The organism is Methylosinus sp. Sm6 (assembly GCF_019802345.1).
Taxonomy (GTDB): domain Bacteria; phylum Pseudomonadota; class Alphaproteobacteria; order Rhizobiales; family Beijerinckiaceae; genus Methylosinus.
Genome location: NZ_JAINDZ010000010.1, coordinates 42,027 through 66,112, shown reverse-complemented (window position 1 = coordinate 66,112; position 24,086 = coordinate 42,027). Strand labels below are relative to the sequence as shown.

Genomic DNA, 24,086 nt, shown 5'->3' with positions numbered 1-24,086 from the left:
GTCTTCATTGAAACGCCCCGGCTTCCGCGAGCCGCGCCGGCTGGCCTCGGCGTCCGCGCCGTGCTAACAGCGGCCCTCGCGTCCGGATCGTCCGCCGCGCAGCTTCGGGGAGCGCCATGTCCGATATTTTCCGCGAGGTCGACGAAGACGTCCGTCGCGATCAGGCGGCGAATCTCTGGAAGCGCTATCAGACGCCGGTGATCGTGGCCGCCGTGCTGATCGTCGCGGGAACCGCGGCCTGGACCTTCTACGAGAACAAGCGCCTCGAGGCGGCGTTCGCCGCCAATCTGCGCTATGACGCCGCGGCCGAGCTGGCGACGGCGGGCAAGGCGACGGAGGCGGCTGCGGCTTTCGAGGCCTTCGCCAAGGACGCGCCGAAGGGCTATGCGACCCTGGCCAGGCTTCGCGCCGCCGAGGAGCTCGCCAAGAGCGACAAGGACAAGGCCATCGCAGCCTTCGACGCCGTCGCGCAGGACAAGAGCGTCGATCGGCTCACCCAGGATGTGGCCAAGCTCAGGGCGGGGCTGGTGGCGCTCGAGCAGGGCGACCGCTCCAAAATGGCGGATCGGCTCGGCGAGCTCGTCACCGCCGACGGGCCGTTCCGCTACACGGCGCAGGAGCTGATCGGCCTCGACGCGCTGAACGACGGCGATTTCGACGAAGCCCAGCGCGTGTTCAAGCTGCTGCTCGACAATCTCGACGCGCCGCATGCGATGCGCCAGCGCGCCTCCGCCTATCAGGCGCTGCTGAACGCCGCGCGCGGCGGCAAGCCGACGCCCGCTGCGCCTGCGCCGGCCGCACCCGCGCCGACGCCGGCCGCGCCGGCAGTGGAAGCGAAATAGGCGGGCGACGCGCGCCCCGCCTGAGGCCGCCAATGTCTTTCACCCTCGCCATCATCGGCCGGCCCAATGTCGGCAAATCGACGCTGTTCAACCGGCTCGTCGGCAAGAAGCTCGCGCTCGTCGACGACCGGCCGGGCGTGACGCGCGACCGCCGCGAGGGCGAGGCGCGTCTCGCCGATCTGCGCTTCACGATCATCGACACGGCCGGGCTCGAGGAGGGCGCGGCGGCGACGCTCGAGGGGCGCATGCGCGCCCAGACCGAGGCGGCGATCGAATCGGCCGACGCCATTTTGTTCATGATCGACGCGCGCGTCGGGGTGACGCCGGACGACAAATATTTCGCCGATCTCGTGCGCCGCGCCGGCAAGCCCGTGCTGCTCGCCGCCAATAAATCGGAAGGCAAGAAGGGCGAGGCGGGCCTCGTCGAATCCTATGAGCTCGGCCTCGGCGATCCGGTGCCGCTCTCCGCCGAGCATGGCGAAGGCCTCGGCGAGCTCTATGACGCGCTGCGCGAGGCGCTGCCCGAGGCGACCGAGCCGCATTATGACGATGACGAGGCGACCACCGATGTCGCCGTCTCCGACGACGAGGACGGCAGCGAGGCCGATCCGACCAAGCCCTTGCGCATCGCCGTGGTCGGCCGCCCCAACGCCGGCAAGTCGACGCTCATCAATCGGCTGCTCGGCGAGGACCGTCTGCTGACCGGGCCGGAGGCGGGCATCACCCGCGATTCGATCGGGGTCGAGTTCCGTTGGCGCGATCGCGAGATGAAGCTGTTCGACACGGCCGGGCTGCGCAAGCGCGCCCGCGTCGTCGACAAGCTGGAGAAGCTCGCCGGCGCCGATGCGCTGCGCGCCGTGCGCTTCTCCGAGGTCGTGGTGCTGCTGCTCGATTCGGCCATTCCCTTCGAGAAGCAGGATTTGACCATCGCCGATCTCGCCGCGCGCGAGGGCAGGGCGGTGGTGATCGCGCTCGGCAAATGGGACGCGGTCGACGACCCCGGCACGCGGCTCGCCAAGCTGCGCGAGGAGGCCGAGCGCCTGCTGCCGCAGATCAAGGGCTGCCCAGTGGTTCCCGTCTCCGGCGCGACCGGCTACGGCCTCGACGGCCTCATGCGCGCTGTGCTGGAAGCGCATGAGGTGTGGAACCGCCGCATCTCGACGGCGCGCCTCAATCGCTGGCTGGAGAGCGCGATCGACGAGACGCCGCCGCCGGCGGTCTCCGGCCGCCGCATCAAGATCCGCTATATGACGCAGGCCAAGGCGCGCCCGCCCTATTTCATCCTGTTCGGCAATCAGCTCGAGGAGCTGCCGGCGAGCTACATGCGCTTCCTCACCAATGGATTGCGAAGGGCGTTCGACCTGCCGGGCACGCCGATCCGCATCTCGGTGCGCTCGGGCGAAAATCCGTTCGACAAGGGGAAGAAGTAGAAGAACGTTCCATCCGACCGAACGGCGCTTCTTCTGCTGCGAACGGAAAGCGGAGACCGCGGCGAAATTTCTTATTGTCGCGCTCGTCTTGTCGGATATCCTAGCGGCCGCTCGAGTTTTCATGATCGCAGAGACGGGATCGAAGCGATGATACTGATCGGAATGCTGGACTCGCCCTATGTGCGGCGGGTGGCCGTTTCTCTCGAACTGCTGAATCTCCCGTTCGAGCATCGATCATTGTCGGTGTTTTCGACGTTCGAGGCTTTCTCCGCGATCAATCCCGTGGTGAAAGCGCCGACCTTGGTGACCGACGACGGAACCGTGCTGATGGAGTCCGGCCTGATCCTCGAATATGCGGAGCGACTGGCCGCGCCCGGTCTCACGCTCGCGCCGACCGAACTTGCGGCCCATGCGCGCGCGCAGCGGATCATCGGCCTCGCGCTTGCGGCCTGCGAGAAATCAGTTCAGATCGTCTATGAGCGCAAGCTCCGGCCCGCCGAAAAACAGCACCAGCCCTGGCTCGATCGGCTCGCCGGCCAATTGGCGGCGGCCTATCGGCTGTTGGAGGCGGAGGCCCGGCGCGCCGATCCTTGGCTCTTCGGCGACCGGCCGCTGCAGGCGGATATCGCCAGCGCCGTCGCCTTCCGTTTCACGCAGGAAATGCTTCCCGAGGCGCTCGCCGAACCCTGTCCCGCACTCTCCGCCCTCGGCGCGCGCGCCGAGTCGACCGAAGCGTTTCGGGCCTTTCCGTTCGGCTGACCCGTCGAACGCGACTTCTTCTCGAGGCGGCGGCGCGCGCCGTTCACGGGCGATTCGCGACGGCGTCCTGCGACCGCTCGGCCGCCTTCGATCGCGTGAAACGCAAGATCGCCCAGAATTGGGCGGCGCCGATCACGAGCGGCCCGATGATCTTGCCGGCGTCGGCCTGATAGACGCCGACCGTGGCGTCGAGACATTGGATCGCGCCGGCGAGCGCCCCGAGCCAGAGCAGCGGGCGCGTCTCCCGCCTGACCACAGCGACGAGCACGGCGGCGGCGAGCGCCGACGAGCGGACGAAACCATAGAGCGCGAATGTCGTCGCCGCGGAGGTCGGCGTCATGTCGTGTGGCAGGATGGCGCTCGGAGCGATCACGGCGGCGGCGGAGAAGCCGAGGGCGACGAGGACGTTCAGAAGGGTGACGCCGGAGAGGATTTTCATGATGAAACGCCCGTCGCTCGAAAAAGCTCGCCGGGACGGCGAGCGCCCCGGGATGTTCCTATCACGTCGACGCATTTGTCTCGACTCGCGAGCGACGGCGAATGGCCGGCCGCGGCGCGTTTTCCGCAGGAAGAGGGTGCGGGTATTTCAACCCGATCGTCCAGGCGGCCGCGAGTCGAGGTCCCGCAAAAAATCGACGTCCGAGCGGACGAAAGTCGGTTAGCCGAGCCAATTCTCCAGCTTCAGGCTTCCGACACGGCTGAACTCTCCCAAATTGTTCGTGACGAGCGGGAGGCCCAAGGCGATCGCATGCGCGGCGATGAACAGGTCATTTTGTCCAATGGGACTGCCCGACGCTTCGAGCTCGGCGCGAATGCGGCCATAATGTTCATCGGCGGGAACATCGAAGGGAACGACGACGAGACGCGACAGGACGCCCTCGACCAGCGCCGACAATCGCGAGGACCCTGCCTTCGCCGCGCCGTAACGCAATTCGGCGGCGACGATCGCGCTGACCGAAAGTCCGCGCTCTCCGATTTTCGCGATATGCCGCACGGCTTTTCCACGCGGATTGCGGATCATGTCGGAGACGATGTTGGTGTCCAGCATGTAGCGCAGATCGGTCAAAAGACGTCCTCCGGCGCGCTCGGCTCGTCATCGATCTCGGGAAACGGCTCGCTCCAAGGCTCGATCGTCGCCAGCCATTCGAGCAGGCTGGTCTTCTCGAGAGGCTCAATGATCAGCCTGTCGCCCTCGCGATGGATCATCGCTTCGTCGCCGGGCAATTCGAATTCGACCGGGATGCGAATTGCTTGATTGCGACCGTTTCGAAACAGGCGAACGTGTCGATGGGCGGACATTCGGGCCTCCCTGAGGCATAGGCCGGAAGCATATGCTTATAGGCCGCCCGGAGGCGACCGGCAAGGGCGTCGCCTCTGGCGAAAACCCCCTCGACAAAGGAAAAATACCGGGGCGCGCGCCTTCTCCCGCAGGGCGGGAGAAGGTAGCCCGACGAAGTCGGGCCGGATGAGGGCGCCTCTAGGATTGTGGTTTGATATAATACGGTTTTTCGGCCTGGACCCTCATCCGACCCCGCTTCGCGGGGCCACCTTCTCCCACGAGTGGGAGAAGGAGACCGCGTCGAGATTCCGCGTTGGAGCGTCGATCCCAATTGATTTCCTCATATCGAATCCGAACAACGGAGGCTCTATGGCGAGCGCGCGCCAGTTCAGTGTCACTCTGCCGCCGGGAGTGGCGGAGTTCGTCGAGGCGAAGATCAAGTCCGGAGCCTGCGACGGCGTGCAGGCGCTGCTCGACCGCGACGATGCGCTCGAAAAATGGCTTCGCGAGGAGGTCGTCGCCGGATATCACGAATATCTCGCCGATCCATCGAAGGGCGTTCCGGTGGAAGAGCTGCGCGGTATGCCGCGATTGGCCTGTAGAAAATACAGGCAGAAAATCACTATTATTTTGATATTACAATCTAAATTATATTGCACAAAATTTGTTCATATTTTGATTGCCCATTTTGGGCCGAAATCGAGTAGATTTTCGATAGCCTCGGCGAGTATCGTGCCTCGCCGACCGAAACCCGCCTTACGGCGGGTTTTTTTTTGCCTCATCTAGAGAAGGTGAAGCCCTCATGCCTTTCGACATATCGGGCTGGTTTCGGCCGGTTGCCGAACTCGCTTTCGCCCTACTGCGTAAAGTTGGCGACGCCATCACGCGGCGGCCCAGCTGCCGCGAGAAGCTTCTCTTGCTGAAGTCAAGAGGAGTCGAGGTAAGGTATTACAGCCGCATCGATGATCGCCAACACTAGGCTCTCTACACAAGCACTAAGTTGCGCCGGCAGAAAGGCGATTTCATACGCAAGACTATTGTATTTTCATGCAGTCATGCCGAGCCTTATGAAAAAGGCGGGGTTGCCCCCGCCTCTATTCGCTATTCGCTACCTCGCGGCCCGCCTCACCGCGCCAAAATCGCCAGCAGCAGCAGCGCCACGATATTGGTGATCTTGATCGCCGGGTTCACGGCCGGGCCGGCGGTGTCCTTATAGGGGTCGCCGACCGTGTCGCCGGTCACCGAGGCCTTGTGCGCGTCGCCGCCCTTGTAATGGGTCACGCCGTCCTTGTCGGTGAAGCCGTCTTCAAAGCTCTTCTTGGCGTTGTCCCAGGCGCCGCCGCCCGAGGTCATCGAGACCGCGACGAACAGGCCGTTGACGATCACGCCGAGCAGAGTGGCGCCGAGCGCCGCGAAGCCATTGGCCTTGGAGCCCGAGATCAGCGCGACGCCGAAATAGACGACGATCGGCGCCAGCACCGGCAGCAGCGAGGGGATGATCATCTCCTTGATCGCCGCCTGGGTCAGCAGGTCCACGGCGCGGCCGTAGTCCGGGCGCTCCGTGCCGTCCATGATGCCGGGCTTCTCCTTGAACTGACGGCGCACCTCTTCCACCACGGAGCCCGCCGCGCGGCCGACCGCCGTCATGGCGATGCCGCCGAACAGATAGGGAATGAGGCCGCCGAGGATGAGGCCGGCGACGACATAAGGATTGGAGAGATCGAAGTCGACCTTGTCCATGCCCTTGAAGTAAGGCACGCCGCTGTCGATGAAGTGCTTCAGGTCATTGGAATAGGCCGCGAACAGCACCAGGGCGCCGAGGCCGGCGGAGCCGATGGCGTAGCCCTTGGTCACCGCCTTGGTGGTGTTGCCGACGGCGTCGAGCGCGTCGGTCGACTGGCGCACTTCTTTCGGCAGGCCCGCCATCTCGGCGATGCCGCCGGCGTTATCCGTGACCGGGCCGAAGGCGTCGAGCGCGACGATCATGCCGGCGAGGCCGAGCATGGTGGTCACCGCAATGGCGATGCCATAGAGCCCGCCGGCCTGATAGGCGAAGATGATGCCGAGCGCGATCACCACCGCCGGCGCCGCGGTCGCCTCGAGCGAGACGGCGAGGCCCTGGATCACATTGGTGCCATGGCCGGTCACCGAGGCCTGGGCGATCGACACCACCGGGCGCTTGCCCGTGCCGGTGTAATATTCGGTGATATAGACGATGAGGCCCGTGACCAGAAGGCCGATGAGGCCCGCGAAGAACAGGCCATAGCCGTGGATCGCCTCGCCATTGGCCTTGCCGATCTCGCCCCAGCCGACCGTGAAGGTGGTGGCGAGGAAGAGGCCGGCGACCGACAGGACGCCTGTCGCGATGAGGCCCTTGTAGAGCGCGCCCATGATCGTGTCCGGCACGCCGATCTTGTCGAAGATGGGCTTGGCCTGCTTGCCGAGGTCGCTGTCGTCGTCGCCGAGCTTCACAAAGTAAGTGCCGGCGATGGAGGTGACGATGGAAAGGCCGCCGATCGCCAGCGGATAGATCATCGCCGAATAGAGGCCAGCCTGGCCGGCGAAGAAGATCGAGGCGAGCACCATGGTGGCGACGATGGTGACGACATAGGTCTCGAAGAGATCGGCCGCCATGCCGGCGCAATCGCCGACATTGTCGCCGACGTTATCCGCGATCGTGGCCGGATTGCGCGGATCATCCTCCGGAATGCCGACCTCGACCTTGCCGACGAGGTCCGCGCCGACATCGGCGCCCTTGGTGAAGATGCCGCCGCCGAGACGCGCGAAGATCGAGATCAGCGAGCCGCCGAAGCCGAGCGCCACCAGCGCGTCGACCACAGTGCGGTCGGAGGGCGCATAGCCGACGAAGACGGTGAGGACGAAGTAATAGACCGCGACGCCGAGCAGGGCGAGGCCGGCGACCAGCAGGCCGGTGATCGCGCCGGCCTTGAAGGCGATGTCGAGGCCGCCGGCGAGCGAGACCGTCGCCGCCTGGGCGGTGCGGACATTGGCGCGCACCGAGACATTCATGCCGATGAAGCCGGCGGCGCCCGAGAGCAGCGCGCCGATGAGGAAGCCGAAGGCGACCGCCCAGCCGAGCAGAATGACGAGGAGAACGAAGATGACGCCGCCGACATAGGCGATCGTCGTATATTGGCGCTTGAGATAGGCCTGCGCGCCTTCGGCGACGGCGCCGGAAATCTCCTGCATGCGGGCGGTGCCGGCGTCGGCCTTCAGAAGCTCTTGCGAGGTCTTGACGCCGTAGGCGACGGACAATAGTCCGAAGACGATGCTGAGAAACAATACCATGACGATTGCGCCCTCTCCGTTCCTCGGCCGCGCGCGCTGATTTTTCTGATCGTCTGGCGCTTGCGGCGCATCCATCCCGGCGCGTAGCGCTTCCGCCGCGGGCGAATCGTTCGCCCCCGGCGCCCGGGAAATCGGCGCTTTTCATGCCAGAAACGCCGGGGTTCGGCAATGGCGGGGCCTCGGGCGTCCAAGGCGATCGGGTGAAGGATAAAATCCCCAACCCTCGTCCTGAGCCGCCGTAGGCGGCGTCTCGAAGGACGGCCGCGGGGCGCAATCAAAGGTGTCTCCCCGTTGCCGTCCTTCGAGACGCCCGCTGCGCGGGCTCGGGACGAGGGTGATGGGGCTGTAGTCCTTCACCCGATTGCCCGGCTCGGGCGGACTGGTTCGGCGTCGGAAACGCCAAAACAAAAAGCTCCAGCGGCTTGCGTCGACGAATGCGAAGCCTCTCGATCGGCCTCAATTCGTCGACGTCAGCTCCTACAGCCAGCCCTTCCGCCTCAACTCTGCGACGATGAGGCGCGTCAGCAGCGAGGCGCCGGCATCATTCAAATGATTGTCATCGTAATAGAGCGGCGCCTCGTCGCTTTCCGCGATGCAGCGCCCGGCGAGGGGACGATTGCAAAAAACCGCCTCCGGCTTCACGCGCAGCAGATTTGGCCGGTCGGGAAATCTATCGATCTGATCGCGAAACGTGAAAGTCCGGTCCTGGAAAAACGCGTAGCTCACCGACACCGGCCCGTCTCGGCCGGTCAGCCGTCTCTGCGCCATGCAGCGCGGGACCAGACAGCCGATCTCCGGGGTCGGATAAACCACCACCACGTTGCGGCCGATGCTCAGCAGTTTTTCGACATTCGCTCTCAAGAGCGCGCCGACCGCCTCGACCCTGCGGGGGTCGTCGACGAATTCCGCTCCCTCGGTTGCGGGCAAGGCGGCCCGATGTCCGCTGCGGCCTGATCTTCCGCCCTCGCCATTATCATAGCCGTTGCCGTCCATATAGGTCGGCCATCGCGCGTAGAGAATGATCGTTTTGAGTTCCGCATGATCGCTGATGTAGGAAAAGACCTTGTCATTATAAACGTTACACGTATTCGGCCGTTCCGATAGAAAAATATGAACTCCTCGTATAGGCGGACATGCGGCGAGGTTGAACTGTTTCAACGAGGCCCCTTGCTCCGCCAGGCCCGCGGCGAGCGCCCCGGCTATCGAGGCGCTGTGGCTGTCGCCCCAGATCGCGATGTGAGACGGGAGCTGGGGATGATATTCGCAAGCTTCGTCGGGCGCGACAACATGGTCGAAGTCGCCCAGACATTCGGCGAAACGCGGAATCCTGTAGTCGAGACCGGCCGCGATCGCGGATATGCCGGGGGAATATCGGCCCGGAACGCCGGCGTAATGGTGCATCGCTATGCCGAACAGGCATAGCGCGAGCCCTGCGGCGACGGCGCCGAAGGCGAGCGGCCGCGTCGGCGTGAGCCGCTTGTCCCGGCAAGGCGACTCGACATAGCGCCAGGACACATAGGCGAGACAGAGCGCGACGCCGCCGATGAGCAGCAGGAGCCACTTGCTCGGCGTGGAGAGGAGGCCGAGCCGGGCGAAGGCGAACAGCGGCTGGTGCCATAGGTAGGCGCTGTAGCTCAGCAGGCCCACCCGCACCAGCGGGTCGACGCCGAGGAGACGGCCGCAGAATGTGTCCGGATGCGCGAATCCGATGACGAGGGCCGCGCCAATGACCGGCGCCAATGCGAAAACGCCGGGAAATGGGATATTGCGGTCGAGAAATGCGACCGACAGCACGATCGCCGACAGACCGGCGATCGAGGCCGCTTCATGGACGCCTTGCCCGAGCCGGAGCCGGTGCCACGGCGCGAGCGCGACCATCGCCCCGACGCCGAGCTCCCAGGCGCGCGTCGGCAGATAGTAGAAATCGAAGGCGGGATGCGTCTTGGAGGCCCATTCGGCGAGAGCAAAGCTGATGACGGTCAGGCTCGCGACCATGTAGATCAATGACCAGCCCCGCGCGACCCAGATCGCGGCGATGATCGGGAAAACCAGATAGAATTGCTCTTCGACGGAAAGCGACCATGCATGGATGAGCGGCGCTGTTTCGACGTCGGACGCGAAATAGTCGATATTCCTGGAGAAGAATATATTTGAAACGAAAAAGACGACCGCCATCACGCTCCTTCCAAAGCCGACCATCTCCGGAGCCAACATATAGCGCCAGGCCAGCAAAATGCTGAATAGCATTACTATGTATAATGCCGGCAATATCCGACGCATCCGCCTCTCGAAAAAGGCGCATATCGAAAATGATTTTTCATTCAATCCATCTGAAACTATTTTTGTTATTAGATAACCGCTTATGACGAAAAACACATCTACGCCGACAAACCCTCCTTTGAAATTCTCGAATCCCGCATGGTATAAGATGACCGAAGCGACTGCAACCGCCCGGAGTCCGTCTATTTCGTATCTATACTTCATTAATTTACCAGCCAAAATATTTTATGTCTAAAATTACTTTAAACTACCAGCCGGGCGCTGGCGGGTCAATTCAGTAGAAACCTCATTCATAGCGCGAAGGACGCAGGGCCGAACTCAAAAATGACGATAGGAGGAATTGGAAAACACGATTTGCCGGTCGTCGGCAGTCGCGAAGACGGGCGCGTCGCGACCGCTCGTCGCCACGCCGATTTCGGTCAAGGCGACGCCCGCTTGTCGCGCCTCTCGAGCGAGCGCCGCCGCGGCCTCGGACGCCGCACATAAGACAATCTCGTAATCGTCGCCTCCGGTCACGACACGATCGAACAGCCCTGGCTCCGCCGCGATCGCCTCCCGCGCCGCCGCCGAGAGCGGAATTTTCGAAAGCTCCACGCGCGCGCTCGCTCCGCTCGCCCGCAACAGCTTGGCGAGATCGCCGACGAGGCCGTCGGACACATCCATGGCCGCGCTCGCATGATCGCGTAGCGTCTGGGCCAGCGCGAGACGCGGCTGCGGCAGCCGATAGCGCTCGAGCAGATGGGCCCGCGCCGCTTCGCCGAGCCTGCCGGTGAAAGGCTCGCCGCGCGCGACGCCGAGGCCGAGGGCGGCGTCGCCGATGGCGCCGGAGACGAAGATCAGATCGCCCGGCCGCGCGCCCGAGCGCGACACGAAGCGCGCGGAGCGGCCGAAGGCGGTGATGGAGATGGTCAGCGGGCCGGGCGTCGCCGTCGTGTCGCCGCCATGGAGCGGGCAGGCGAAATCGCGCGCATCCTCGGCGAGGCCGGCGGCGAAATCGCGCAGCCAGCCATTGGTCCAGTCGGGGGGGAGGGCGAGGGTCAGCAGAAAGCCGACCGGCTCGGCGCCCTTGGCGGCGAGATCGGAGAGATTGACCCTGAGCGCCTTCTTCGCGACGAGACCGGGAGGATCGTCGGGAAAGAAATGCACGCCGGCGATCACGGCGTCGGTGGTCACGACGAGATCGCCCGCGCCAGAGGGCAGGACGGCGGCGTCATCGGCGAGGCCGAAGCCGCCTTCGGCCGCGAGCGGCGCGAAGATTTGCGCGATCAGCTCGTCCTCGCTGAAGCGGCGCTCCGCCATGCCGGCCTCCCCTCGGAAAAGCGAGCCTCTCCTAGGCGCGTCTCGAAAACCAACCCTCATCCTGAGGAGCCCGCGCAGCGGGCGTCTCGAAGGATGGGCCGCCGCGCGCCCTCACTTCTCGCCGAAATGGTCCGGCCGCGCCTGCCGGGCGAGCCGGTCGAGCACGGCGTTGATCATGCCGGATTCGGTCGGCCCGAAGAAGGCGCCGGCCACATCCACATATTCCTTGATGACGACTTTGACAGGCACGTCGCGGCGAAAGCCGAGCTCATAGGCGCCGGCGCGCAATATGGCGCGCATCACCGCCTCGATGCGCTGCAGCGGCCAGCCGCCCTGCAGCGCCTGATCCAAGGCCCGGTCGATCGTCGTCTGATTGTCGAGCACGCCCTTGACGATGTCGCGGAAGAACTGCAGCTCGGCGGGCCTGTATTGCACGCCCTCGATCTCGCGGCCGATCCAGTGGACCTCGAACTCCGCATAGATCTCGTTGAGGCCCTTGCCGGCGACCTCCATTTGATAGAGCGCCTGTACGATGGCGAGGCGCGCCGCCGACCGCTCCTCGACGCTCATGCGGCGCCTCCGAGCTTGCGCTTCAGGCGCACCAGCGCCAGCGCGGCGAGGGCCGCGTCGCCGCCTTTGTCGGCGCCGCCCTGCTTCGGATCGGCGCGCAGCACGGCCTGCTCTTCATTGTCCACGGTGAGCACTCCATTGCCGAGCGGCAGCCGGCGCGAGACGGAAAGATCGGTGAGCGCCCGCGCGCTCTCATTGGCGACGATCTCGAAATGATAAGTGTCGCCGCGAATGACGCAGCCGAGAGCGACGACGGCCTCATAAGGCTTGCCGGCCTCTTCGGCGGCGTCGAGCGCGATCGCGGCCCCGGGCGCGAGCTCGAGCGCGCCCGGAACGGTGACGGTGGTGACATCGGCGCCCAGCTCCTCGAGCGCGCGGACGGCGCCCTCGTGCAGCAGCTCGACGATATCTTCGTTGAAGCGCGACTCGACGACGAGAATGCGCGCGCCGTTCACGGGCGCGAGATCGTCGTCGTCGGCGCGATAGGACCCAGCCATTGGCGAAAACTCCGGAACGGGACGGGGCGGACAGGCCCCGACCCTCCCCCTTCGCGGGAGAGGGGTGATCGGCGTTGCGCGACCCCTCGATGAAGGGCGCAACCTTCTCCCTCTCCCGCGAAAGGGGGAGGGCCGGGGCGGGGGCGCACGACGCTCTTTGAAGCGAAGTGGCGATCGATACACATTTTTTCGGCGGAGCGCATGCGTCTTATGCGGCGGCTTTGTTCAAGCGCCGCGCCCGCCTCCCCCTCGAGGGGGGAGGCCCTGCGCCGAAGGCGCTCGGGAGGGGGTTGCTCTCCGAGTCTCGGGGATGACCCCACCCCGTCCGGCTGCGCCGGCCGACCCTCCCCCTGAAGGGGAGGGTGGATGCGCCCTATTTCGACGCCTCCGCCAGCCGCGCGGCGTATCTCGCCATCAGATCGACCTCGAGGTTCAGCCGGTCGCCGGCGCGATAGAAGCCCCAGGTCGTCACGGCGAGCGTGTGCGGGATGATCAGCACCGAGAAACGGTCGCCTTCGACCGCATTGACGGTGAGCGAGGTTCCGTCCAGCGCGACAGATCCCTTCTCGGCGATGAAGCGGGCGTAGTCATGCGGCGCGTCGATCCAGAAGCGCGACATTCCATCGAAGTCGTCGCGGGAAAAAATCGTCGCGACGCCGTCGACATGGCCGGTCACGATATGGCCGCCCAATTCGTCGCCGATCTTCAGCGAGCGCTCGAGATTTATGCGCCGCCCGGCCGCCCATTCGCCGGCCGTGGTGCGCGCCAGAGTCTCGGCGGCGGCGTCGACCTCGAAGATCATGCGTTCGCCCTCGCGGCGAAAGCCTACGGCGGTGAGGCAGGGGCCGGAGCAGGCGATCGAGGCGCCGAGCGCGATCGTCTCCGGCGGGTAATGGCAGGCAATGGCGATGCGGCGCAATTCGCCGCGCGGCTCCACCGAGACGATTTCGCCGATGTCGGTGACGAGGCCCGTGAACATCTATCCGATCCTCTCGTAGCGGGTCATGCGGTCGGCGCCGAACTGCGCCTCGTCGACGAGGCGATAGGCGCTCGCGTCCTCGAGCCGCGCGCGCGCCGCGGGCGAGAGGGCGAGGCGGCCCGGCCGGCCGAGCGGCCTCAGCCCGGTGTGCAGCACCACGTCGTCGGCGAGCGCGCCGAGCACGAGGCTCTCGGCAATGCGCGGCCCGCCCTCGCTGAACACGCGCGTCACCCCTCGCGTCGCGAGCTCGGCCAGCGCCGCCGGCAGCGCGAGGCGGCCCGAGGCCTCCTGCCGGATGCGGGCGACCTCGATCGCCGTTGCGGCGGAAAATTCCGCGGCGGCGGCGTCGGAGACGCTGTCGCCGGCGATGACGAGCGTCGGCGTCTCGCGCGCCGTGGCGGCGAGGCGTGAGCGGCGCGACAGGCGCAGCTGCGCGTCGAGCACGACGCGCAGCGGCTTGACGGCGTCGAGCCCGGGCAGGCGCACGGTGAGCAGCGGATCGTCGACGAAGGCCGTGCCCGCGCCGATCATGATCGCGCTGTGCAGCGCGCGCTCGATATGGGTCACCGTGTCGGCGAGCGCGCCGGTGATGAAGAGGCGCGGATCATGCTCGGCCCCGGCGGCGTAGCCATCCGCCGTCTGCGCGAGCTTCAGCGTCACCATCGGCCGGCCCTGCGTCACCCGCAGGATGTGGCCGAGATGGTCGGCGCGCGCCTCGCGCGCGCGCACGCCCACGGTCACCTCGATTCCGGCCTCGCGCAGACGGGCGTGGCCGCGGCCGGCGACGCGCGGGTCCGGGTCCTCGATCGCCGAGACGACGCGGCTGATGCCGGCGGCGATGATCGTGTCGACGCAGGGCGGCGTCGCGCCGTGGTGGGAGCAGGGCTCGAGCGTGGCGTAGAGCGTCGCGCCGCGCGCCGCCTCGCCCGCGACGGCGGCGGCGATCGCCTCGGCGTGCGGCCGCCCGCCCACGGCCGTATAGCCGCGCGCGATCACCACGCCGTCCTTGACGATCAGCGCGCCGACGGCGGGGTTGGGGCCCGTGCGGCCCAAGTTGCGCCGGCCGAGCGCCAGCGCCGCCGCCATGAAGGCGTCGTCCGTCTCGTCGAAGGTTCCGGTCGTCGCGGTCATCTCCCGACCGGCGCGTCCGCGTCCTGCGGCCGCGCCTCCCGCTCGCTCTCACCCTGAGATAATTCGTCGATCAGCGCGTGGAAATCGGCAATCTCGCGGAAGTCGCGATAGACCGAGGCGAAGCGCACATAGGCGACGTCGTCGAGCGACTTCAGGCCCTGGATCACCAATTCGCCGATGCGCGCGCTCTCGATCTCGGCGTCGCCCGAGCTCTCGAGCTGGCGCACGACGCCATTGACCATGCGCTCGACGCGCTCCGGATCGATCGGGCGCTTGCGCAGCGCGATCTCCAGCGAGCGCATCAGCTTGTCGCGCTCGAACGGCTCGCGCCGTCCCGATTTCTTGATCACCACCAATTCGCGCAGCTGCACGCGCTCGAAAGTGGTGAAGCGGCCGCCGCAGCCCGGACAGACGCGCCGACGCCGGATCGAGGAGGAATCCTCGGCCGGCCGGGAGTCTTTCACCTGCGTGTCGGGCGAGCCGCAATAGGGACAGCGCATTGGCCGCTCTTTGTAAGACGAGCCGCCTGCTTAGCCCGTTCCTCGCGGTCGCCGCAAGGTCGAGGGTTGCTTTTTCAGTTTGCGCCGATGCCCGCGCGCTTCCGCCGCTCTCTCATCTCCGATAATATCGGTTGGCCTTTCCCGATATTATCGGCATAGTCGGTGCATGAAAACGCTGAAAGCGCAATTCATCACGACGCCGAACGGCGAGGAGCTGGCGATTCTGCCGCGCGCGGACTACGAAGCGCTCGTCGCAGCCGCTTCCGAGTCGGAGGAAGAGACCGCCGACGCGGCCATGTATGACGCCTGCAAGGCCGCGCTCGCGAACGACCCGAACGGACTGCTGCCGGCGGAAGTTTCGGCATTTCTGTTGCGCGGCGAGCGCCTCGCGACTGCAATCCGCAAATGGCGCGCGCTGACCCAGCAGGATGTGGCGGCCAAACTCGGCATGGCGCAGGGCACGCTCAGCGACATAGAGAACGGCCGCCACCGCACCGCCGTCGCCACCGTGCGCGCGCTCGCGAAGATTTACGACATTCCCGCAGAATGGCTGATGGAGGCGATAGGGCCGGGCGGCCGTTTTGGGTCTGATGGCGGCGGGGGCGAAGCTGCGCGGTAAACGCAAGCACGCTCGCGATAACGGTAGGGCGTTAAGAGCGAGCCTTCAGGCTCGCTCTCGAGGCCCATGAATTTCGATGACGCGGGCCACTAGTCGACGACCTCGTCAAATCGACTAATCAAATAATTTGCGAAGGCGCTGCAAAAAACCAGCATGAATCGCGCATCGGCTTCATCCACATTCGTTTCTTCTGTAAGGCTATGCCGAATGCCGCCCTTGTCATTGGTGTAGCCATATATTTTCAAGATTCCGTCCTTGAAAGCGTTGTGCAAAGAGTGTTTGGCGTCGATCTTCTTTATCGCATCTCCGAGCGTCGCAGTCGGCGACTGAGTAATTAACCTTGCGGCAGATTCGACCGCAGAAATAGATTCTTTGATGGAGTTTCGATAATCAGCAGTTGGTTTGGTAGCAAAAAGAGATAAGGCGGCCGCAATATGCGCGCTAACTGGTTTGAATTTGTCATTTTGATTGATTGCAAGCTCTATTTCATCAACGTCAGTTTCGCTCGATAATGGAGCAAGGGCACCGCCAACAAATCGGAAGGCGGATTTTTCGCGCTCAAGAACAAAATTCACAACGTTAATAAAATCTGCTTTGTATTCTTCTTCGAGTTGGCAGCAAATGAACTCTATCATGTCGAACACATCAAACCACTCTGCGTTCTGAAAAAATTTTAACTCATTAGCGATATAGGTGCTCGTTGTGCTTGGAATATCATTTATAGGCAGTTTGTAAAAGCCTGCGTACAAATCACGAGCAAATCTCTGCAATCTCGTGTCATCGTTTAAGAATGTGTATCTGTTGATAAATATAAATTGTGCGCACACATTCCACAGGCTGTGTCGTGTCTCCGCATCGAGACTGGTTATCTGTATTTGTTTCGGCTTTTTGAAGCCGTGCCGTTCTGAAAACGAGGGCACGTGATGACTCCGATGCCAGCCTAGCATTGAATGGATGCGCTCTTAACATACGCGCCCCTTCCTTATAACCAAGAGGAAGGGGCGCTCTGTGCCGATCAATAGATCGGGAACTTCGCCGTCAGCGCGTGGACCTTCTCCTTCACCGCCGCCTCGGTCGCGGAATTGTCCGCCTCGCCCTTGGCGGCGAGCCCGTCCAGCACCTCGACGATATAGCCGCCGACGGTCTTGAACTCCGCCGTGCCGAAGCCGCGCGAGGTGGCGGCCGGCGAGCCGAGGCGAATGCCGGAGGTGACGAAGGGTTTTTCGGGATCGAAGGGGATGCCGTTCTTGTTGCAGGTGATGTGCGAGCGGCCGAGCGCCGCCTCCGCCGCCTTGCCGGTCAGCTTCTTCGGGCGCAGATCGACCAGCATCAGATGGTTGTCGGTGCCGCCGGAGACGATGGCGAGGCCGGCGTCGACCAGCGTCTGCGCGAGCGTCTGGGCGTTGTCCTTCACTTGGCTCTGATAGGTCTTGAACTCCGGCTTCAGCGCCTCGCCGAAGGCGGCGGCCTTGCCGGCGATGACATGCATCAGCGGGCCGCCCTGCAGGCCGGGGAACACCGCCGAATTGATCTTCTTGGCGATCTCTTCGTCATTGGTCAGCACCATGCCGCCGCGCGGGCCGCGCAGCGTCTTATGTGTCGTGGTGGTGACGACATGCGCGTGCGGGAAGGGCGAGGGATGCAGGCCAGCGGCCACGAGGCCGGCGAAATGCGCCATGTCGACCATGAAATAGGCGCCGACGCTGTCGGCGATCTTGCGGAAGGCCTCGAAGTCCCAGATGCGCGAATAGCCCGAGCCGCCGGCGATGATCAGCTTCGGCTTGTGCTCGGCGGCCAGCGCCGCGACCTGCTCCATGTCGATGCGCTGATCGTCCTTGCGCACCGTATAGGGGACCGGCTTGAACCATTTGCCGGAAAGATTGACCGGCGAGCCATGCGTCAAATGGCCGCCCGCGGCGAGGTCGAGGCCCAAGAACACGTCGCCCGGCGTCGCCAGAGCGAGGAACACCGACTGATTGGCCTGGCTGCCGGAGTTCGGCTGCACATTGGCGAAGCCGCAGCCAAAGAGCTGCTTGGCGCGCTCGATCGCCAGATTTTCGGCGATGTCGACGAACTGGCAGCCGCCATAATAGCGCTTGCCCGGATAGCCCTCGGCATATTTGTTGGTCAGAACCGAGCCCTGCGCCTCGAGCACCGCCTTGGAGACGATGTTCTCGGAGGCGATCAGCTCGATCTCGTCGCGCTGCCGGCCGAGCTCCAGGGCGACGGCCTTGGCGAGCTCGGGATCGGATTCGGCGAGCGGGGTAGAGAAGAAGCTGGTCTGGCTCATGGTTACCTCTGGTGGCGAGCAAATCGCAGGGCTTGGCGCAGGATTCTCCCGCGTCCCCGGCGGGAGAACCGAACAGTCGCTTTCGGCATGGCGATTCGGGGGCGACAAGTCGCGCGCCCGACCCATGCGGGACAAGACGAGATGTGAAGCCTGCCGCTTATCACGCCGAGCCCGGGGTGAAAAGAGCGGTCTTCGCGCCGCCTGGGCGATGGGGCGAAGGACAAAATCCCCAACCCTCGTCCTGAAGGAGCCGCCGATCTCGCAGAGCGAGCCTGAAGGCTCGCGGTCCAAACCCGTCCTCTGGACCGCGAGCCTTCCGGCTCGCTCCTCGAGGACAGATCGAATCGGGATGGTGCGAGCCGCCGCGGGCGGCTTCGGCGTGGGCGACGCCGAAGCCTCGGCAGGATCAATGCGCCGCCGAGTCGCTGCGGGTCGGCAGCACGCTGCGCAGGGTCTCGGCCTCGACCCATTCGAACGCGCCGTCCGGATCGGCGACGTCGATGCTGTTCTCGACGATGAGCTTGTCGCACAGCATCTCGCAGATCGCGGAGATCGGCGCGCTGGTGTCGTTCTCTTCCGTCATGCGATCGATGGAGATTTCGCCCTCTTCCTCGCCATCGACGAGGTGCATGATGAACACCTCCTCATGGCCGGCGATGCCGTGCGCGTTGACTCTGAAAGTTTCGCCACGATATCGGAATTCGCGGATCATGCGTGCGTTCCCTCTGGTTCCTGCTTCTCGTTCATGTCACGGCCCCGCCGCGTCGCGGTCGAGATCGCCGAGCGGCCCATCGGCTTCGCTCTCGAAATCGGCCGAGGTCCTATAGCGCAACCGCGACGCTTCGAAAACCTGCAGAACGCCCTCGGCGCCTTCTGCGCCCCGTGCCGGCGCTCCTGCCTCCGCTTTTGGCGCGGATATGGGCGCGCCGAGACGTGAGAATTTGGCTATGATCGAGGCCTTGGAGCGATCGATCGGAGCTCTGCGGCGACGGCCTCCGCCGGCCGGCGGAACTCCTGCGAGCGAAACTCCCGCGAGATGGACGATTTGAAGATGCGACGCCTCATTCTCCTGCGCCACGCCAAGGCCGACGCCCATTCGGCGGGCGGCGACCGCCAACGGCCGCTGACCAAGCGCGGAGAGGAGGATGCGCGCCGCGTCGGCCGCTACCTCGCCGACGAGGGGCTCGTGCCCGACCTCGCCGTCTCCTCGGTCGCCCGCCGCGCCAAGCGCACGCTGGACCTCGCCCTCGAGGCGTTTCCGCGCGAGGTCGAGCATCGGCTCGACGACGCCATCTATCTCGCCGATCCCGACCGCCTGCTCGACGTGCTGCGGGAGACGCCCGCGGGAGCGTCGACGTTGCTCGCCATCGGCCATAATCCGGGCTTCGCCGACCTCGCCTGCGCGCTCGCCGCCGATGGCGCGCCGGACGATTTGTCGCGCCTTCGCGCCAAATATCCGACGGCGGCCTTCGCGGTCCTGGATTTTTCCGCCGAGGACTGGGCGGAGGTGGGCGCCGGCGGCGCGCGGCTCGAGCGCTTCGTCACGCCCGCGGATTTGCGCGAAGGAGGCGACGAGCCGGATTGAGACGCCCGTAATGAACGAGAAAATGTTCGACGCCGCCGCGCGCGCTCTGCTGCTTGCCGTCGATGGCGTCGGCCCCGAGGTGGTCGAGCGGCTGGAGCAGCTCGACATTCACACATTGCTCACGCCGCCGCGCCGCGACGCTGCGGCTCGACGGCGGGAAAGCGCATCAGCATGCGCGTGCCGCGCCGGCGCGCCGCCGGGCTCTGCGCGACGATGGTGCCGCCCATCGCCTCGACCAGGCCGCGACAGATCGAGAGGCCGAGGCCCGTGCCCGCCTTGCGGCCGTCGACGCGGCCGCCGCGATAGAATTTCTCGAAAATGCGCTCTAAATCCTGCGCCTTCACGCCTGGTCCCTCGTCGGTCACCGAGAGCGCCACCTCGCCGCCCTCGCGCCGCGCATAGATCGCCGCCGAGCCGCCGCCGTATTTATGCGCATTGTCGAGCAGATTGAACAGAATCTGGCCCAAGAGATGGGCGTCGCCGCGAAGCGGCGGAAGATCGCGCGCGAGGCTCGCCGACACTGTGAGGTCGGGAAGCTCCTTGCGAGCCCGCGCCACGGCGCTGCGCACGACATCGCCGATATCGACGAGCTCGCGGCGCGGCGCGACCGCGCCGGACTCGATGCGCGACATGTCGAGCAGATTGGCGACGAAGCGCGAGAGCCGTCCCGCCTCCTCCTCGATCGAGGCCAGAAGATCGGCGCGCTGCGGCTGGGTCATCTTGTCGCCGAGCTGCCGCAGGCCGGTGACGGCCCCGGTGATCGCGGCGAGCGGCGTGCGCAGATCATGCGAGAGCGAGGACAGCAGCGTCATGCGCAGCCGCTCATTCTCCTCGAGCGCCGCGGCGCGCACCGATTCGCCGACGAGCAGCGAGCGGTCGACGGCCACCGCCGTCTGCTCGAGAATGGCGGTCAGCATGCGCTCGGTCTCTGCGGAAAGCGGCGCGTCCGGATCGCGCGGCTCGACGCCCGCGACGGCGACGACTCCGCGCGTCGTCGTCAGCGGATGGAACTGAAAGCGCACCTTGGGCAGAGTGTCGGTGCGCCATCCGGCCGGCTCGGCCTTGTCGCGCGCCCAGCGCGCCGCGCCCGCCTCGCCCGCATCGAGCTCGTCCACCGGCGGCCAAGCGGCGGCGACGCGCAGATCGGCGTCGTCGGGCACGAGCAGCACGACGCATTTCGCCTCGAGCGCCCGTTGCGCATGATTGGCCGCGGCCCATAGCACGTCGTCGAGATTGGCGGCGCTCGCCAGCTTGCGCGAGAGATCGAACAGCGATTGCGCCGCCTCGGCGCGCGTGCGCATCGCCTCGGAGCGCGCCCGCGCCCGTCCGGCGAGCGTGCCCGTCACCATCGCGATCGAGAGGAAGACGAGCAGCGACAGGAATTCGCGCGGCTCGCTGATCGAAATATCGAAGCGCGGCTCGATGAAGAAGAGGTCGAGGGCCAGAAAGGAAAAGATCGACGCCGCCGTCGCCGAGGCGATGCCGAAGCCGAGCGCGCAGGAGACCACGGAGGCGAGAAAGATCAGCGACGGATCGGGCAGCGCCAGCCATCGTTCCGCCAGCGCGGCGACGCCCGCCGCGATCGCGGAGGAGAGAAGCGCCGCTCCGACGCCCAGCCAGAGCCGCGCATGCGGACGCGCGCCGCGCCGCGGCGGCTCGGGGGGCGCGGCGGCGCCGTCGGTGATGATCTGCACGGCGATGTCGGTGGACCGCCGCACCAGCTCCTCGGTCAGCGATTTGCGCAGGAAGCGTGCGACAAGCCCGGCGCGCGAGCGGCCGACGATGATTTGCGTGATGTTCTCGCGCCGCGCGACGCGCAGCGTCTCCGCGGCGATATCATAGCCCGAGACGCGGCGCGCCTCGCCGCCGAGACGCTCCGCGAGCCGCAGCGCCTCGTCGACGCGGCGCCCTTTGCGCGGGTCCTCCTCCTCTTCGCCGGCGCGCTCCACATGCAGCGCCAGCCAGGACGCATTGAGCGCGGTCGCCGCGCGCGCGCCGGCGCGCACGACGCGCTCGGAAAGACGATCGGCGCCGACGCAGACGAGCAGGCGCTCGGATGTGGCCCAGGGGCCCTCGATCGCGCTCTGGCGCAGAAAATCGACCATCTGGTCGTCGACGCGGTCGGCCGTGCGGCGCAGCGCCAATTCGCGCAGGGCGGTCAGATTGCGCGGCGTGAAGAAATTGCGGATCGCGCGCTCCGCCATCTGCGGAACATAGACCTTGCCCTCTCCGAGCCGCTGCAGCAGCTCGTCCGGCGTGATGTCGACGAGGATGACGTCGTCGGCGTTCTGCAGCACGAGATCGGGCACGGTCTCGCGCACCGCGACGCCGGTGACGCGCGAGACGACGTCGGCGAGACCTTCGAGATGCTGGATGTTGAGCGTCGTCCAGACGTCGATGTCTGCGTCGAGCAGCTCCTCGACGTCCTGCCAACGCTTGGGATGGCGGCAGTCCGGCGCATTGGTGTGGGCGAGCTCGTCGACGAGGATGATCTGCGGCTTGCGGGCGAGCGCCGCATCCACGTCGAACTCCTCGAGCTTGCGGCCATGATAGTCGACGCTGCGCCGCGGCAGGCGCTCGAGCCCGTCGAGCAGCGCCTGCGTCTCCGTGCGGCCATGCGTCTCGGCGAGTCCGACGACGATGTCGCAGCCGTCGGCCTTGGCCGCCTGCGCGCGCGCCAGCATCGCATAAGTCTTGCCGACGCCGGGCGCGGCGCCGAGGAACACGCGCAGCTTGCCGCGCTTTTCCTGTTCCGCCAGAGCCAGCAGCGCGTCGGGGTCCGGGCGCCGCTCCATTTCCGCCATGCGTCGAGCCCTCGCTCCTTGCTTCGCGCCGCCGCCCGGCCTGCTCTATCTGGGCGCCGCCTGCGAGCGAAACCATATTGCATGAAGCGCCACGATTGCGCGAGGACGAGGGACGAGACGAAGGCGGCCGGACGCCGGCTCGCCGCCCATCGAGGGCCGCAGAGAGACGAGGATGTCATGACCATCGCCGACCCACCCGCGCCCGCCGCAGCCCTCGTCCTGTTCTCCGGCGGACAGGATTCGGCCACTTGCCTCGCCTGGGCGCTGGCGCGCTTTTCCCGCGTCGAGACCATCGGCTTCGATTACGGCCAGCGCCATCGCATCGAGCTCGGGCAGCGCGAGGCGTTGCGCGCCGGACTGGCGCGGCTGTCGCCGCTGTGGGCGGAGCGGCTCGGCGAGGATCACACGGTCTCGATCGAGGCGCTCGGGGCCATCTCCGAGACCGCGCTCACGCGCGACGCCGCCATCGCCTTCGACTCCTCGGGCCTGCCCAACACCTTTGTTCCCGGCCGCAATATTCTCTTCCTCACCTTCGCGGCCGCCCTCGCCTATCGCCGCGGGATCGGCGATCTCGTGGGCGGCATGTGCGAGACGGATTATTCCGGCTATCCCGATTGCCGCAACGACACGATCCGGGCCGTCGAAACCGCGCTCTCGCTCGGCATGGACCGGACGCTCGCCATCCATACGCCGCTGATGTGGATCGACAAGGCGGCGACCTGGCGGCTCGCCGCCGAATTGGGCGGCGAGCCGCTGGTCTCGCTCATCGTCGAGGAGAGCCACACCTGCTATCTGGGCGAGCGCGGCAAGCGCTTCGACTGGGGTTATGGCTGCGGCGAATGCCCCGCCTGCCGTCTGCGCGCCGCCGGCTGGCGGAGGTTTCGCGGCGGCGCGGAGGAGACGCGGACCTGAAGGCTCGCGAGCGGCTCGCGTCACTTGGAGGTCGAGCGCGTTTCATTTTCTTATTCCGGCGCCTGCTCGATCGGTCGGAACGGCCGCTGCAGCCGCCCCGCCACGAGCAGGCGCTCGAACAGCCGCAGGCCGGCGGGCTCATTGCCGTTGGGATGGATGAGCACAATGGAGCCCGGACGCGGAGCGGGCGACAGCACCAGCCAAGCGTCGGCGCCGAGGGCGATCAGATGACGCCGGCGCAGCATCTCGACGAGGCGCGTGTCGGCGACGAGGCCGGGAAAGCGGAAGAAGACGGAGGGCGTCGCGCCCTTCTCGATCAGCAGGCGCTCGGTCGCGAATATCTCGGCGTCGAGGTCGGCGCCCGGCCGCAGCAGATAATTGCGCGCGTCGGCGAGGCCGGGAACATAAGGATGGTTGAAGGAATGATCGACCCAGGAGATGGCCAGCGCGCCGCTCCTCGCCCTCTCCATCAGCCAGTCGAAATCCTCGCCATGGCCGAGCAGCCAGCGTCCCGAGACCGAGAGGGCGATCGGCGCGCCGGGCGCCGCAGCGGCGAGACGCTCGAGAAAGGCCCGATCCAGCGGCCTGTGGCTCGGGCAGAGGTCGCCGGTGAGGAAGGAGCCGCCGCCCGCGCCATGAGCGAGCCCGGCGTTGGTCGAGACGCTGCGCCCATCGACGAAGCCCTCGTCGCGTCCCGGCAGACGCAGGGCGCGAGAAAAGCGCGACTCCCCCTGTTCCGCGTCAGTCGTTTCCGCGCAGCGCCAGTTCGCCGCCGGCTCGACGACGGTCGCGAGCGTTTCCGCGTCGACGGTCAAGAGAGCGTCGCCGCCGTCGAGCCGCATCCGCCGGATGGCGAGGCGCGACGCGCCGGCGGCGTCGCGACAGGCGAGGAAGACGGGCCGGTAATCATCGACCCGGCGGGACGCCGCGCGGACGTCCGCGGCGGCCGCCATTGCGGCGAGCCCTGCGAGGACACAGAATAACAGCGCCGGGCGGCATAT

23 protein-coding genes are annotated in these 24,086 nt (G+C 66.2%); 7 read left to right on the top strand and 16 right to left on the bottom strand.

Features of this window, described 5'->3' with window-relative positions; all coding sequences use genetic code 11:
• Window positions 1-116: 116 nt before the first annotated feature.
• The 3 genes from K3F48_RS08935 to K3F48_RS08925 all read left to right on the top strand — a co-directional run bounded on the left by K3F48_RS08935 (window position 117) and on the right by K3F48_RS08925 (window position 3,031).
• Window positions 117-842, top strand: coding sequence for a tetratricopeptide repeat protein (locus tag K3F48_RS08935; protein WP_222575080.1), 726 nt, complete (start codon window positions 117-119; stop codon window positions 840-842).
• 32 nt (window positions 843-874) lie between these two features.
• A complete protein-coding gene (gene der / locus K3F48_RS08930; RefSeq protein ID WP_222575079.1) occupies window positions 875-2,272 on the top strand; it encodes a ribosome biogenesis GTPase Der in 1,398 nt (465 codons plus the stop codon).
• A 147-nt stretch (window positions 2,273-2,419) separates the two neighbouring features.
• Window positions 2,420-3,031 (top strand): glutathione S-transferase family protein, encoded by a 612-nt coding sequence (locus K3F48_RS08925; RefSeq protein ID WP_222575078.1) that lies wholly within the window; start codon window positions 2,420-2,422, stop codon window positions 3,029-3,031.
• A gap of 43 nt (window positions 3,032-3,074) precedes the next feature.
• Here K3F48_RS08925 and K3F48_RS08920 read toward each other — a convergent pair whose 3' ends face one another.
• The 3 genes from K3F48_RS08920 to K3F48_RS08910 all read right to left on the bottom strand — a co-directional run bounded on the left by K3F48_RS08920 (window position 3,075) and on the right by K3F48_RS08910 (window position 4,330).
• The gene (locus K3F48_RS08920) at window positions 3,075-3,470 is read right to left on the bottom strand and encodes a hypothetical protein (protein ID WP_222575077.1); all 396 of its coding nucleotides are present in this window, start codon (window positions 3,468-3,470) and stop codon (window positions 3,075-3,077) included.
• Window positions 3,471-3,689: 219 nt separating this feature from the next.
• On the bottom strand, window positions 3,690-4,079 hold the full coding sequence (locus K3F48_RS08915) for a type II toxin-antitoxin system VapC family toxin (RefSeq protein ID WP_222575145.1): 390 nt from the start codon (window positions 4,077-4,079) through the stop codon (window positions 3,690-3,692).
• A gap of 14 nt (window positions 4,080-4,093) precedes the next feature.
• On the bottom strand, window positions 4,094-4,330 hold the full coding sequence (locus tag K3F48_RS08910; protein WP_222575076.1) for an antitoxin: 237 nt from the start codon (window positions 4,328-4,330) through the stop codon (window positions 4,094-4,096).
• A 349-nt stretch (window positions 4,331-4,679) separates the two neighbouring features.
• Between K3F48_RS08910 and K3F48_RS08905 the strand changes: the two genes are divergently transcribed.
• On the top strand, window positions 4,680-5,096 hold the full coding sequence (locus K3F48_RS08905) for a hypothetical protein (RefSeq protein ID WP_222575075.1): 417 nt from the start codon (window positions 4,680-4,682) through the stop codon (window positions 5,094-5,096).
• A gap of 339 nt (window positions 5,097-5,435) precedes the next feature.
• Here the strand turns inward: K3F48_RS08905 and K3F48_RS08900 are convergent, their stop codons facing one another.
• From K3F48_RS08900 to nrdR, 8 genes are all read right to left on the bottom strand, one after another.
• Window positions 5,436-7,619, bottom strand: coding sequence for a sodium-translocating pyrophosphatase (locus K3F48_RS08900; protein ID WP_222575074.1), 2,184 nt, complete (start codon window positions 7,617-7,619; stop codon window positions 5,436-5,438).
• 477 nt (window positions 7,620-8,096) lie between these two features.
• A complete protein-coding gene (locus K3F48_RS08895) occupies window positions 8,097-10,103 on the bottom strand; it encodes an acyltransferase family protein (protein WP_222575073.1) in 2,007 nt (668 codons plus the stop codon).
• A 114-nt stretch (window positions 10,104-10,217) separates the two neighbouring features.
• Entirely contained in the window at window positions 10,218-11,198 is a 981-nt protein-coding gene (gene thiL / locus K3F48_RS08890; protein ID WP_222575072.1) for a thiamine-phosphate kinase, read from the bottom strand.
• 111 nt (window positions 11,199-11,309) lie between these two features.
• Complete coding sequence (nusB, locus tag K3F48_RS08885) at window positions 11,310-11,768, bottom strand: transcription antitermination factor NusB (protein WP_222575071.1); 459 nt, start codon at window positions 11,766-11,768, stop codon at window positions 11,310-11,312.
• Entirely contained in the window at window positions 11,765-12,265 is a 501-nt protein-coding gene (ribH, locus tag K3F48_RS08880) for a 6,7-dimethyl-8-ribityllumazine synthase (RefSeq protein WP_222575070.1), read from the bottom strand. Before ribH ends, nusB begins: the two co-directional genes overlap by 4 nt.
• A 373-nt stretch (window positions 12,266-12,638) precedes the next feature.
• On the bottom strand, window positions 12,639-13,244 hold the full coding sequence (locus K3F48_RS08875; RefSeq protein ID WP_222575069.1) for a riboflavin synthase: 606 nt from the start codon (window positions 13,242-13,244) through the stop codon (window positions 12,639-12,641).
• Window positions 13,245-14,375, bottom strand: a complete 1,131-nt coding sequence (gene ribD, locus K3F48_RS08870) for a bifunctional diaminohydroxyphosphoribosylaminopyrimidine deaminase/5-amino-6-(5-phosphoribosylamino)uracil reductase RibD (protein WP_255608756.1) — start codon at window positions 14,373-14,375, stop codon at window positions 13,245-13,247.
• Window positions 14,372-14,875, bottom strand: a complete 504-nt coding sequence (gene nrdR, locus K3F48_RS08865) for a transcriptional regulator NrdR (RefSeq protein WP_222575068.1) — start codon at window positions 14,873-14,875, stop codon at window positions 14,372-14,374. Before nrdR ends, ribD begins: the two co-directional genes overlap by 4 nt.
• A gap of 166 nt (window positions 14,876-15,041) precedes the next feature.
• Between nrdR and K3F48_RS08860 the strand changes: the two genes are divergently transcribed.
• Entirely contained in the window at window positions 15,042-15,494 is a 453-nt protein-coding gene (locus tag K3F48_RS08860) for a helix-turn-helix domain-containing protein (RefSeq protein WP_222575067.1), read from the top strand.
• Window positions 15,495-15,583: 89 nt separating this feature from the next.
• On the opposite strand, the gene K3F48_RS08855 is transcribed toward K3F48_RS08860, so the two are convergent.
• From K3F48_RS08855 to K3F48_RS08845, 3 genes are all read right to left on the bottom strand, one after another.
• Window positions 15,584-16,414 carry an AbiJ-NTD4 domain-containing protein gene (locus tag K3F48_RS08855; RefSeq protein ID WP_222575066.1) on the bottom strand — a complete coding sequence of 277 codons (831 nt, stop codon included), beginning with the start codon at window positions 16,412-16,414 and terminating at the stop codon, window positions 15,584-15,586.
• Between the two features lie 95 nt (window positions 16,415-16,509).
• Window positions 16,510-17,784, bottom strand: a complete 1,275-nt coding sequence (gene glyA / locus K3F48_RS08850) for a serine hydroxymethyltransferase (RefSeq protein ID WP_222575065.1) — start codon at window positions 17,782-17,784, stop codon at window positions 16,510-16,512.
• 406 nt (window positions 17,785-18,190) lie between these two features.
• A complete protein-coding gene (locus K3F48_RS08845) occupies window positions 18,191-18,496 on the bottom strand; it encodes a hypothetical protein (RefSeq protein ID WP_222575064.1) in 306 nt (101 codons plus the stop codon).
• Between the two features lie 339 nt (window positions 18,497-18,835).
• Here K3F48_RS08845 and K3F48_RS08840 point away from each other — a divergent pair, with 339 nt between their 5' ends.
• Window positions 18,836-19,369 (top strand): histidine phosphatase family protein, encoded by a 534-nt coding sequence (locus K3F48_RS08840; protein ID WP_222575063.1) that lies wholly within the window; start codon window positions 18,836-18,838, stop codon window positions 19,367-19,369.
• A gap of 119 nt (window positions 19,370-19,488) precedes the next feature.
• On the opposite strand, the gene K3F48_RS08835 is transcribed toward K3F48_RS08840, so the two are convergent.
• Window positions 19,489-22,173 carry a sensor histidine kinase KdpD gene (locus tag K3F48_RS08835; protein WP_222575062.1) on the bottom strand — a complete coding sequence of 895 codons (2,685 nt, stop codon included), beginning with the start codon at window positions 22,171-22,173 and terminating at the stop codon, window positions 19,489-19,491.
• A gap of 177 nt (window positions 22,174-22,350) precedes the next feature.
• Between K3F48_RS08835 and queC the strand changes: the two genes are divergently transcribed.
• On the top strand, window positions 22,351-23,085 hold the full coding sequence (gene queC, locus K3F48_RS08830) for a 7-cyano-7-deazaguanine synthase QueC (protein WP_222575061.1): 735 nt from the start codon (window positions 22,351-22,353) through the stop codon (window positions 23,083-23,085).
• Between the two features lie 50 nt (window positions 23,086-23,135).
• Here queC and K3F48_RS08825 read toward each other — a convergent pair whose 3' ends face one another.
• Entirely contained in the window at window positions 23,136-24,038 is a 903-nt protein-coding gene (locus tag K3F48_RS08825; protein WP_255608754.1) for a polysaccharide deacetylase, read from the bottom strand.
• Window positions 24,039-24,086 lie beyond the last annotated feature (48 nt).